The following is a 12,450-nucleotide window of genomic DNA, read 5'->3' as shown; positions in this document are numbered from 1 at the left end:
GGGGCGCCCCGGCCGCCGGCGGCGGGCCGGCCGGAAGGGGGAACGCGGGCGTGGCCGGGAGCGGCCGCGGCATCGGCACCAGTCCCTGCGGCGCGGCTCCAATGATCGCGCCGACGACGGTACCGTGCGCGTCGCAGTCCGACAGTCCGTCCTCGCCCATGATGTAGTCGCCGCCGGGCACGACGGGCAGCCGCGGGTTCGGGGTGATCCCGGTGTCGATGACCGCCACGGCCACCCCGTTGCCGGTGCTGTACTGCCAAGCCCGGCCGATGTTGAGCAGGTCGAAGCCGGGCGCCAGCTGCGACACGTCGGGGGTCTTCACGGTGATCGGCACCGAGCAGCTGTTCGCGCGCCGCATCGGTTGGTCCGAGCGTGGCGGCCCGTCCGGGGGAACCATTCCCGGATCCACCTTGGGCGGTGAAATGGCTTGCGCGGCCGGGATATTGCCCGCGAAGGCGACCAGGGTCAGCGCCGCGAGGATCGACGCGGCCCGGCGACACAGCGGTTTCAGTCTCAGTGGCGCAGCCACGTGAACAGCCCTCCCAGCGCCGCGGCGGCCGGCAGCAACACGATCATGGCGAACACCTCGAGCCATTCCACGGTCAACCTGATCAACGGCCGGAATCGCGTCGCGGGCACCAAAAGCGCCGCGGTCAAACCGAATGCGGCGAAGGCCACCACCAGCGCGACCGGCCAGATCAGACCGGTCTCAAGGTTCCTCGGGCCGGCCAGCGCGTACTTAACGATGCCTGCGCACACCGCCGCGCAGGCCCCGCACACCAGCGCCACCGCCTGGTACTTGGCGGCGAACCCACGTCCCTGCGTGATGAAGATGCCCACCACCAGGCCTGCCACCAGCAACGCCAACCACGCCCAGCGGTGACCGGGTGCCAACACCCCCCACACCGCGACGGGGAGCACGATCGACGCCCCGAGGCAGAGGCCCATCTGAATGGCGTTGACCAACCGCGCCGACGCGGCGATCGCGGCACCGCGGGCGGTGATGTCGGTGAGTTCGTCGTCCTCGTCCTCGGTCTCCTTGGCGGTGACCGGCGATACCGTGTCCACGGGCATGCCCTCACGACGCGCGAAAAGGTCGCGCCCCGTGATGGATCCGAAGTGTGGAGGCCGCACGCGCGCCACCCACAGCGCGATCGTCGGTGCCATCCGCACCAGCACCAGCAGGCCGACCAGCACGCAGTCCGACAGCACCTGCGCCGAGACCGGACTGAACATCCGGGCCGTGGCCACGGCGGCCACGACGGCGCACACCGTCACCACCGCGGTCGCCGCGGCGGTCTGCCACCGCTTGCGCGTCGCCGCGCTGATCGCGACCGCCCCCAGGATCACCACCACGAGGCCGATCAGCGCGTGCGGCGCGCCAAGCCGACCGGGCGGAGCGCAGGCGCCCGCGACGGCGATCAAAAGCACCGTGAGCCAAGCGAATCCGCTGAACATGTCGCGACGATGGGGCCATCCCCGAAAGACCACGACCGTCGCGATGGCGAGTAGCAGACCCACCCCGCCGGCAACCGCCGCCGGGATCAAGCTGTCGGCATAAGCGCGTTCCCGCAGGGTCAGCCCCACCACCACGCTGACCGCCATGGCCGCGATCGCGATCGCGGTGTGGGCGGCCGTCAGCGCCGACACCGGCGCGAACATCCGATCGCCGCCTTCGCGGCTGAGCCACTTGCCCATGGCCGCCAGTGCGGTCGACAGCGATTCGTATTGCGGCTCAAATGATTCCCCGTCGACGCGGGGCACCAGCACCAGCGTGTCGCCGTCTTGGACGCCGAGTTCGTCGAGGCTCTTGTTGATGTCGAGGCGTACCCCGTTGACCTTGTGCAACTCGTAGCTGCCCGGCGGCAGGGCGACGCCGTCAAAGCCCTTACGCTTCAGGTCGTCGCTGAGCAGCTCGACCATGCCTTCGAAGAAACCCTCCACCGGCGTCCCCGCCGGAAACACCTGGGAGCACAGGTGTTTGTCGTAGGAGATGTTGACTGCACACCGCGCTGGAAAAGCTACCTTGTGCGGCTGTAACCGCTCGGTCACTGCTGCGCCCTCTCAGCGCCTGCCTCGGGCACGTACTTGTCGGCGAGCCCCGCGGTGATCTCGAACAGTCGTAGCCGCGACTTCTTCTTCAATTCGTGGACGGTGTCGATGATGCCGCCCTTTGCCAGGTGCGGGTCGAACGGCATCACTTCCACGGTCGCACCGACCTTGGTGAACCGCTCGGTCAGATAGGCCAGGGCGTCCTTGTCCACGGCGCTGTCGGAGTGGTTGATGATCACCGTGCTGTGCGAGACCAGCTCGTGGTAGCCCTGCGCACTGAGGAAGTCGATGGCGCGCAGCACCGGCCGGGACCTGTCGGCGGTGATCCCCGAGACGAACACCAAGGTGTCGGTGTTGTCCAGGACGGTCTTCATGACGGGGTGCTCGAGGTCGGGGGCGGTGTCGACGACCATGACGTTGTGGGTTCGCCGCAACCGGGCCAGCACCCCGGCGAACATCGCCGGCACCAGTGGCCTGGGCTGGTCGGAGGTCCGATTGCCGGCCAACACGTCGAGCCCCACCACGTTCTGGCCCAGGTGCTCCCTGATGTCGGCGTAGCCCTGCACGTCGGTGTCGTTGATGATGGCCGTGTAGTCGCCGGGCGGCGACTCGTCGATCCGGTCGGCCAGCGTCCCGAAGCCCGGGACGGCGTCGATGGCGATCACGTTCGTCGGTCGGCATTCGCGGAAGACACCACCGATGCACGCGGCCATCGTGGATACCCCGACGCCGCCCTTGCCCGAGACCAGGGTGATCACAAATTGTCGGCGGATATGCCGGCGGATGCGTTCTTTTAATTCGCGATAATGGCGTTCCCCCGGCGATTCGCCGAGATTTATCTTGCGGAACGAAATGTTGTAAATGAATTTTCGCCAGCCCGAACCCGGCGGGATTTTTCGGGGAGCGGCTAAATCGGTAATACGCATGGTATCCGATACCGAATCCCGGTGGCGCACCGCTGGCGGATCCCCCCGCCCAAGCCTCTCTTCGTCGAACATATTGGGGTCATTCCAAGAGGTCGTCACGACCGTCGATGCTAACACGATTCGTGATACTCCGTTTACGCATCAAACCCGTATGAAACCCTCGAAGCGCATTAGCGGCGCGTTCGGGTTTGCTTTTTAGCAAGATTGGTCGTAACGGCTTCGCTTGCCGACTTTGGCGCGCTCACTTAGACCACGCGCCGGTAGGAGTACCACTCCTCGCCGGCGGGCAGGCTTTGGATGAGTCGGCGCACCGCCGCGCCGATGTCGGTGCGCGATCCCGGGGACAGGACTTGGTAGCGGCGGCCACCCGAGATCACGCCTTCCACGCAGAGCCGGCCGGCGGAGGTATCGACGATGGCCACCGTCGACTCCCCGATTGCGAGCCTGGCCGTCACTTCCGGGCCGACACCGGCCTGCAGCGCCACGATGGCCGCGTACGCCGACCGCGTCGGATCGGCGGCCATGGTGAGAATGTGGAGTTGGTCGACATCCAAATGCTGTTGGAGCAGAAACGATTTCAGGCTGGTGGCGTCATGGACCGACGCCTGCAGCTCGGCGGTGTCGACGGTGACCGGCCGCAGCGGCGCCGCTTCCGCGACCCCGCACAGCCGCTCGACTTGGCCCACCACGAGTTCGGTGGCCGTGCCCGACTCGCTGGCGGTGCCCGCCGGATAGAGACGAACCATGTCGCCGTGGCGTTCCAGGACCACCCACCAGTTGGCGAACCGACAGATGGCCGCGCGGGTCCGGTCGCGGCCCGGCACGCTGATGTGGAGCAGCAATCCGAGGTCGCGCCGAAACAGCACGGTCAGCCACTCCCGGATCATCGGGTCGGCGTTTCCGGCCTCGTCGAGGGCACCGCAGGCTTTGAGTTCGGCGACCACCGGATGGCGCAGCGCCAGCTCCGGTGTCTCCAGCCGCGGCACCAACGGCCGCAGGCCCAGCTCGGGGCACAGCTGCTCCACGCCGGTGACCGCCTGCAGCACCCACAGGCCGTCGATCGTTGTTGTCAGCACGGAAGATTCACCTCAGCCAGCTCGCCACATGGCAAAGGTGGGGCGACGCGGACAGCGTCGGCGCCCCACCCTTGTCGCCTGTGCCGGGCGATTTCAGAACAGGCCGCGGATGTGGTTGTCGGTCGCGATCGCGCCGTCGAGCACGTGGCCGGTCGTCGTGCCGTGCTGGCGCACCGTGTCGATGAGGCCCTGCAGCCCCGACAGCATCTGGTACTGCGCGTCGAAGAAACCCATGGCGCCGTGCCCGGCGAAGAATTCCTGCAGCGCGTTGGTCTTGTTGGCCACGTCGGCGTGGATGGCGTCGAGCTGACCGGCGCGGGATCCGACATCGGCCGCGAAGTCGGCGACGGGACCGGGGTTGTAAGCGATGGGGTTTGACATGGTGACTTCCTTCCTGAAGCGAATTGGGCTGGCGGTTAGGTGATGTTGTGCGCGGTGCCGCCGAACAGGGCGCGGAACGCGTGCTGGGAGTCGGCCTCGTGGCCTTCCATCAGCGCCGCGGCCTGCTTGAGGCCCTCGGCCAGACGGGTGCCACCCGTCAAGACCTTGTTCAGGTCGTTCGTAACTTCGGAAGCCGTCATGTGCGAGGCGACGACGGCGTCACCCGACCAGGTCGCGGGGTTCATGACGTTTTCCTGGTTCGCCAGGTAGCCCTGGCCGATCGCGATCGCGTGTTCCATGTGCGCCTGGATCGCGTCGCTCATGCTCCGTAATACGTTGGCGTCTACGACAATTGACACGGTGGGCTTCTCCTTCTGCGGTTAGGCGTTTTCCCTTTTGATTTGTTCTTCCCGGTGGTTTCTCGGGGGTTGGGTCGAAGTGTATGGCGGCTATTCAGATGTGTCAGTTCACCCTTTGCGCAGCCCGTTTCAGACTCTTTCGTCGACGACGCGCACCATGGCGGGCTGCTCGGTTTTCTTGTCGGACCCGCCGTGCGCGCCGACTGCGGTTCCCACCGGCATGCCGCCGACGGGCGCGCCGGCTGGCGTCGCCGTCGTGGTAGGGGACCGCAGCGATTCCGCGACACCCAGCGCGCCACCGGGTCGCAGCCCCACCGGGCGTCCGCCGCTGCCGGGCTCGAACGCGCTGACCGGACGGGTGAACGTGGTCGCGGGAACGCCCCCGCCGAGCGACGCCCCGCCGCCACCGGCGCCGCTTAACGCGCTCGGCGCGGCCGAAACGGCGCTGACCGCCGTGGCCGGTGTCCCGGCGCCCGCCAGCCCGGCGCCGGGCCCGGCGAACATGCCCATCACCGACTGCAGCGGCTGCATCGCGCCGCTCATCGGCGCCTGCATCAGCTGCACGGGGGCCTGCAGAGCCTGCGGGATCGCGCCCATCACCGACTGCACCGGCTCCATGAAGGTGTTCAGGCCGCCCATGCCTTGTCCGCCCGAGGCCGCCTGACCGGCGCCCGACGTGCCCGTCTGCGCCCCCTGAAAGGCGGCGCGCATTCCATCGCCGGCCGCGGCGTCGCCCGCGGCCTGGCCGATCGCGGCGGCGGCCTCGGCGGGGGCGGCCGGCGAGGCGCCCATGGTCGCCAGCGGCGGGGGAATTGCCAGACTTTCGGCCAGCATGGCAAGCGTGGCGCCGTAGCTGGAGCCGACCAACGAATTGTTGGGCCACATCACGCCGAAGTACTCCGTGTCCAGCGAGATGATGCGGGGGGTCAGGGTCCAAAACACGCTCGGATTGGCGATGTTGTCGGCCGCCTCTTCGACCCGGTTGGCGGTGCACTCCGGCGCCGGGCGCATGGCGGCGTTGGCCGTCTCGTAGGCGGTGATCGCCGCCGCGACCACCCCGGGCTTGACGTCCACCCAGCCGGCCAATCCGTGCAGCGAGGCGTTGAGCGCGGTGACGCTCGCGGCCGAACCCAGCGACCCTGCCCCCAGCCAACTCGCCGAGGTCACTGCCGTGTTGATCATCGACGCGCTGGCCGAAGCGTGATGGCTCGCGCCGACGGCCGTCCAGGCGGTTTGGTTGGCCAACATCGTGGCCACCCCGGTCCCCGTCTTGAGGAGGAGGTCGTTGTCTTCGGGTGGGCGCGCCGCCCACCCTGGGTCAGGCATGAGCCGCTTACACCCCGAGTGTCAGACTGCGCGCCGCCTCGGTGGCGGTGTAGACGCACGCCGCGATGCTCTGCGTTCCGGCGAAGAGCCCGCGCTGCACCGCGTGCTCCTGGACCACGCCGAGGTAGGCACCCCCGCACGCGTTCAGCGCCGTGGCGAACAGGGCCGAGTCAGGGTCGTTGCCCATGGGCATGGCGCCGAGCAAGGCCGGCGCGGCCGCCGCCGCAGACGACTCGACTTCCGCGCTGATCGCCGATTCCGCTCCGGCTGAGCCCAAGACAGCCTCGGGCTGGACGGTAAACGACATATTTCCCTCCGAACCTTCTCGCAGTCCCACCGCTGCGAATGATTGGACAGTGTAGTGCCTGCGCGCCGATCGCGTATTCCCAATATTTATCCGGCGATCCACGGGTGCGAAAATCAATCATGTTGGGCGATAATTGTACTTACGTTGAATTAATGCCACTTGGACCGCAGCGGCCGCTATTGCCACACCTGCAACGCCTGTCACTGGTCGCGCACGGCCGGACCCTGGTGTGAAAGCGGCGTTTTCACAAGAGGATCCGCAGGTGGTCCGGCCCGCGCATTCCATTCCTTAATGCAGTGAAATTTGCGTCCGTTATTGGCCGGCAACGATCGATGGCAGGCCCACCAAAATGCCCTCGACGTCGGATTCGTCGCTCACCAACAATCCGCGTCCCGGCGGCAACATTTGGGCGCGAACAAGCCGGTTGATCTTGTTTTGCGGATCGTTGTCCATATAAAGCTGCGCGACTTTTGCCGACGTTTGATACCTCATCCACGGGTCCATCTGCAACGTCGCCCAGTTGGTGCTGTTGCGCGTCGTGAACACGTGCAGCCCGATCTGCCGGGCGCGTTCCATCAGCATCCACAGCGCGGCCCCGACCGGCGGCGTCGCCGGATAGCTCTGCGACTGCGCCGGCCGCAGGTCCTGCACGTCGTCGATGAGCACGAAGTGCCGCGTCCCCTCCCACGGCTTCAGCGCGCGCAGCTCCTCCTGGCTCAGGCCCTTGGGGGGCAACCGGGGCAGCAGGACCTGCTGGGCCAGTTCGGTGATGACCCGGTCGATCTCGTCCTGGTCGTAGGCGTAGGCGCGCACATAGCCCGGGGCGTGCAAATCCCGCAACCCGTGCGGGGCGGCTTTGGGGTCGATCAGCGTCAGTTGGGCCTCTTCCGGGCTGAATCGGCTCATCACCGCCTCACCGATGGCCACCAGCGACAGGCTCTTGCCGCAACCCTGGCGGCCCAAGATCATCAGGCCCGGGGTGTCGGACAGCCGCAGTGGCACCGGCCCGAGCTGGTGTCGCTCGCCGATCGCGAACGCGATCGACAACTCGTCCGGGGGCCGCGTGGCGGCGTGGGCCTGCAGAATCGGCTCCAGCGCCACGCGGTCCGGCAGCCGTTGCAGGACAGCGTGTTTGGTGACCCCGGCCACCTCGGCGATCCGGGCGCCGACGTCGGGGGTGTCCACCCGCGTGCGGGTCGCCGGGTCGACGGCCACAGGAAGTCCGACGAGCAATTCGTGCAACGAGTCGGTCAGACCAAATCCCGGTCGGTTCAAGGTTCGTCGCGCCGCCTCGCGCGACTCGATCGCCGACTGGCCCATCTGGCTCTCCCCCGGCTCGGCCAGCCGCAACTGGATGCGCGCGGTGGCGTTCTGCAGCAGCTTCTGCCGCTGCCCGTGAATCCAGCCGCCCGCGCTGCACATCACGTGCACCCCGTACTCGGGTCCGCGGCTGCTCAGCGAGATGATGCGGTCGCCGAGCACCATGTCCTTGCCGTATAGGTCGTCGTAGTCGTCGACCACCACGAAGACATCGCCGAACGGGTCATTCGGGTCCGTCCCGCCCAGGCCGTCGCTGCCGGGTCCGAACCGTCGCTCACGGAACCCGTCGAGGTCGATGTTGGCGCGGCGGAACGCGTCCTCGCGGGCATCGATCAACGCGTCCATGCTGCTCAAAATCCGCTCGATGCCCTCGGTGTCCTTCGGGGACACGATGTCGGCGATGTGCGGCAACGAGCCGACCTGGGCCATGGTCGCGCCGCCGACGCAGAAGAACGTCACCCTTGACGGGGTGTACATCATCGCCGCCGAGCACATCAGCGTCATCAGCGTGGTCGTCTTGCCGCGCTGCTTTGCCCCCACCACGATGATGTTGCTGCGCAATGCGTCGATGGCGTGCACGACCTGCGTGGATTCCTCCGGGATGTCCATGACCCCCACCGGGAACACCAGTCCCGGGTTGCGGCCGTAGTCGACGTGCCACGGCTTGCCCCGCCACCCAGCCACCACGACGTCGACGGGCTCGGGGTTTTCCAGCGGCTCGAGCCACGGCCGCCGCGGCGCCCGGTGGGGCACGGTATGCAGCGACTCCCGCAACACGTCGACGATCTTCTTTTTCTTGAAACCATCGTCGTGCAAAAGGAATTCGTCGGGTTCCTCGTCCGCGGCCGAGGCGGCCTGCAACGCCGCGGCATCGGCTTCGTCCAACGGCTGGTACTGCCAGTTGTACAGCCGCGGTTGCGTCAGGGTCATGTCGACGGTCCTGACCACTTCCGCCCTCTTGGGCACGACAAACGGCGCGGACAGGTAGAAGCAACGGAACGGCTCGAGGTCGCGCGGCCCCACCTTGAGCAGGGCGAAGCCGTTTTCCTTCGACGGCAGGTGATACGCGGCGTCGGTGCCGATCACCTCGCGGCTGTCGTCGCCGGACTCGGCGCGCAGCGCGATGCGAAACGCGATGTTGGACTTGACTTTCTGCAGCGACGACAGGTCGAGGCGCTGGCCGCCCAGCATGAAGAAGACGTTGGCGCCGCGGCCTTCCTGGCCGATGTGGATGATGAGGTCGATCCACTTGTCGTGGTTGGCGAACAACTCAAGGTATTCGTCGACGATGACCAGCAACACCGGCACCGGTGGGAGGTCGCGCCCGGCGAGCCGGATCTCCTCGTAGTCGTTGGCGTCACGCGCGCCCACCGACGTGAAAAGTTCGTAGCGCTGCTTGATTTCGCCGTCGATGACCCTGCGCATCCGCTCGGCCAGGTGCCGCTCGTCCTTGCCCAGGTTCGACAGCGCCGCCACCACATGGGGGATGCCCAGGATGTCCTGGGCCGCTGACTCGAACTTCATGTCGACGAAGATGACGTTGAACGTCTCCGGTGAATGCGTCAGCGCGATGCCGTAGACCAGCGACAGGAAGAACTCCGACTTACCCGAGCCGCTGGTGCCGATGACCACGGAGTGAAACCCGAAGCCGCCGAAGTCCTTTGCGCGGATGATGACGTTCTGCAGCTCGCCGTTCGGCTTGGCGCCCACCGGGATCTCGCACCACCGCTCGTCCCCCCGACCACGGCGCTCGGCCCACAGCCGATCGACATCCAGGTCGCGCGGATCGCCGATCCCCAGCGCGCGCAGCAGCTCGGCCGCGCCGCTGGTGGAGTCGGCGATCTCGGCGCTGCTTGTCGGCGACCAGCGTGCCATCGCACGCGCGTACCGGTAGGCCCGCGGAATCGACAGCTGGTCGGCGTGGGCGAAGAACTTTCCGCCTGCGCGAAGCAGCGGCGCCGGGCGGCCGTCGTCGTCCTCCGCGACCTCACCGTTGCGCCGCGCCTTGACGGAGCCGTTGGCGGCGCCGGCCGGCACGGTGTGCCGTTCGCTCATCTCGTAAAGCTGGTCCTTGTCGAACCCGACGCCAATGCCGGGACGAGAAGCTATGCGCAACACCGTGATGCCCGCCTTGCCGACCTGGCCGACCACACTTTCCCAGGCTTCGGGGCTGCCGGTGTTGTCGTCAACGATGACCCAGTGCGGACCCAGCTCGGCACCGGTATCGGGTTGGGCCGTCTCCAGGGCCGAGCCGGTTGTCGTCGGGGCTGCCGCGGCCAGCGGCGTCCACTGGCCGCGCCTGCCCTTCATGTGCAGCTCGGAGCCCAGCGTCGCTTCGAGCTCTTCGGGTGTGGTGAAGATCAGCCGTCGCCACCCGCACGCGTCGAACAGCTCGTCGTGCAGGTTGTGCGGCAGCCACACCATCCAGGACCACAGCTCGGGGTTGCGGGTCACCACCATCAACTTGACATCGCGCGGGTTGTGGAACACCGCCAGCGAACACAGCACCGAGCGCATCAGTGACCGCACCCGGTTCAGGTCGTCGCCGACGAAGCTGAATCCGGGCGCCGAGCGCAAGTTCACCACCTTGGCGATGTCGCGAATCTTGCGTTGCTCCAAGATAAAATCGCGCAAAGCCTGGCCGGTGACGGGCTCCAACTCTTCATCAGAGGCGATGTCGGGCCAGGTTACCGACAGCACCGAATCCGGGGCGTGCTGCACGCCGGTACCGAGCCGGACTTCTAGGAAGTCGACGTCGCCGCGGCCGCGTTCCCACATCCGCGGACCGCCGATGATGGCGCCCAGGCCGCGCGGATCGGAATGCACCGACTCCTGCCACTTGCGCTGGGCACAGACCGCGTTTTGGATCTCGTCGCGGTTGCTATCGAGGTCGCGGAGATAGCGGCGGCGGCCCTTTTCCATTTCGCCCCAGGTGATTTTGCGGGCCCGCCCGAACCGTCCGGAAAACGCCAGCATACTGAACGCGCCAATCCCCATGAGCGGGAAGAAGCCGGTCGACAGGCTGCGCACGCCTGAGACGTAGAGCATGACGATGGTGCCGATCAGCGCGACGATCAGTGCCGGGACGCCGATCATCACCCAGATGTTGCGCGGCTCGCGCTCCGGCAGGGCGATCGGCGCATTCGGTGCCACGCGAACGGGTTTCGGCGGCTGGATCTTGACGCGACTGATCGGAAACGCTCGCTTGGACATCTTCTAGCCTCCCGCCTTCGCCGATGTCGTCACCACGACCGCCTGCCCGAGCGCGGGCACGGTGTCACGCGCCACCAGCGCCGCCTGCTGCGACAGCGCCGGTCCCGCGGCGAATGTCCGCAACAACGGCCACGGCGCCTGCACCGCCATCGCCGGATCCAGGCCCAGCGCACGCAGCGTCGATTCGTCGGAGGCGATGCCGAACCGCACTCCGTTGTCGGCGACCCAGAACAGCGATTCCCGCGAATCACTCGTAATGACACCGCTCGTCGACGTCACGAAGTTGGCAGCGCCGGGCAGTACCAGCACCTGGTTGGCCACCACCGAGGCCGGGTCGCGGTCGTCACGGACCAGTCGCACGATTCGGCTGTCCATCGAGGGGAGCACAGGTAGCCCTCTGCCGTTGTAGATGGCGACCCGTGCCTGCGGATCGGTCGATGCCTTCTCCCACGCCACGCAGGTCGTCGGATTCGCGGCGGAGTCGATGAAGTTCAGTCGCCCGGTCGGGTAGTAGTCCACGTCCAGCGAATTGACCTGGGGAATGTTCACCAGCACGTCGGGGCTCACGGTTCGCGGCGTCGTCGAGCCGTAGGAGTTCGCGCTGCGCATCAGGTCGGCCACGAAGCCGCCGACCTTTTGCACACCGTCGGCCAGCAACACGTAGAACTGGCTGCCCCCGCCGGCCGTTTGGGACTGCAGCACGGCACCGACCTGCGAACCCGGCAGGAACTTCGACGGGGCACCGGCCTCGGGGACCTTGGGCACCCGCAGCGGCTCCGTCGCGGGCATCCCGTCGAAAAGAGCTCGCGAGATCTCCACGGGCACAGTGACTCCGGGGTCGAGTCCGAGACTCAAGGTCACCGCCCGATCGGCAGGATCGACCTGGGAGCGCTTGCCGTCCCAGATCACATAGGCGGAACCCTGAAAGGACGCCAACAGTGCCGCGTCCTTGGCCATCGGTGCCGCGCGTCCGGGGAAGAGCTGGCCCGCGATGGAGGTCACCACGGGCTTGTCCGAGGTGCGGGGCCGGCCCGCGGTGTCGCACACCGCCCACGCCGACGCCGCGCCCCGGTTCACCGGCATCGCCGCCGGCGCGCCCGGGATACCCACCAGCGGACCCGTCGGATATTTCGCGACCTCCGCCGGCTTCACCCACGTCGGCTGCCCCGGGCTGCCCGTCGCCAGCCGCGCCGAAGTCAGGTTCAGCGCGGGATACAGCCGCCCGTCGATGCGGGCATAGATCGCTCCCGATTCGCGGTCGCCGATGATGTTCGAATCACCCACCACGCCACTGGGTTTGAGCACGTTCAGAAGCACCATCCAACCCGCGGCGATGGCCACCAGGACCACCGACAGCGCCAGAGCCGCGGTCTGCTTGCGGTCGTCGTGTTTCATGCGCACCGAGAATCGCGTCGTCGCCGCCCGGAGGCGCCGGTTGTAGAACAGGTGGCCCGAATTCTGGTCGCGGTTCGACAAACTCAGCGGCATTG

The 12,450-nt window shown here is 67.4% G+C and carries 9 protein-coding genes and 1 pseudogene; all 10 read right to left on the bottom strand.

From position 1 onward, the window contains the following. Nucleotides 1-517: pseudogene (locus tag BST11_RS19420) on the bottom strand (type VII secretion-associated serine protease); the annotation flags it as partial. Beyond that, nucleotides 514-2,052 (bottom strand): type VII secretion integral membrane protein EccD, encoded by a 1,539-nt coding sequence (gene eccD, locus BST11_RS19415; protein ID WP_142276444.1) that lies wholly within the window; start codon nt 2,050-2,052, stop codon nt 514-516. The pseudogene BST11_RS19420 and the gene eccD, both read right to left, overlap by 4 nt. Continuing rightward, on the bottom strand, nt 2,049-3,077 hold the full coding sequence (locus tag BST11_RS19410; RefSeq protein WP_120313489.1) for a MinD/ParA family ATP-binding protein: 1,029 nt from the start codon (nt 3,075-3,077) through the stop codon (nt 2,049-2,051). Before BST11_RS19410 ends, eccD begins: the two co-directional genes overlap by 4 nt. A gap of 146 nt (nt 3,078-3,223) precedes the next feature. Next, a complete protein-coding gene (locus BST11_RS19405; protein ID WP_083139508.1) occupies nt 3,224-4,054 on the bottom strand; it encodes an ESX secretion-associated protein EspG in 831 nt (276 codons plus the stop codon). Nucleotides 4,055-4,147: 93 nt separating this feature from the next. Then, nucleotides 4,148-4,435, bottom strand: a complete 288-nt coding sequence (locus tag BST11_RS19400) for a WXG100 family type VII secretion target (protein WP_067317710.1) — start codon at nt 4,433-4,435, stop codon at nt 4,148-4,150. 35 nt (nt 4,436-4,470) lie between these two features. Beyond that, nucleotides 4,471-4,794, bottom strand: coding sequence for a WXG100 family type VII secretion target (locus tag BST11_RS19395; RefSeq protein WP_082958222.1), 324 nt, complete (start codon nt 4,792-4,794; stop codon nt 4,471-4,473). A gap of 129 nt (nt 4,795-4,923) precedes the next feature. Next, on the bottom strand, nt 4,924-6,120 hold the full coding sequence (locus BST11_RS19390; RefSeq protein WP_083139507.1) for a PPE family protein: 1,197 nt from the start codon (nt 6,118-6,120) through the stop codon (nt 4,924-4,926). A 7-nt stretch (nt 6,121-6,127) separates the two neighbouring features. Beyond that, nucleotides 6,128-6,427, bottom strand: coding sequence for a PE domain-containing protein (locus BST11_RS19385; RefSeq protein WP_083139505.1), 300 nt, complete (start codon nt 6,425-6,427; stop codon nt 6,128-6,130). Nucleotides 6,428-6,739: 312 nt separating this feature from the next. Continuing rightward, nucleotides 6,740-10,960 (bottom strand): type VII secretion protein EccCa, encoded by a 4,221-nt coding sequence (eccCa, locus tag BST11_RS19380; protein WP_083139504.1) that lies wholly within the window; start codon nt 10,958-10,960, stop codon nt 6,740-6,742. Nucleotides 10,961-10,963: 3 nt separating this feature from the next. Then, nucleotides 10,964-12,448 (bottom strand): type VII secretion protein EccB, encoded by a 1,485-nt coding sequence (eccB, locus tag BST11_RS19375; protein WP_083139502.1) that lies wholly within the window; start codon nt 12,446-12,448, stop codon nt 10,964-10,966. Nucleotides 12,449-12,450: the final 2 nt, after the last annotated feature.

This window comes from Mycobacterium alsense, from assembly GCF_002086635.1.
Taxonomy (GTDB): Bacteria; Actinomycetota; Actinomycetes; order Mycobacteriales; family Mycobacteriaceae; genus Mycobacterium; species Mycobacterium alsense.
This window is presented reverse-complemented; position numbering and strand designations above follow the sequence as displayed.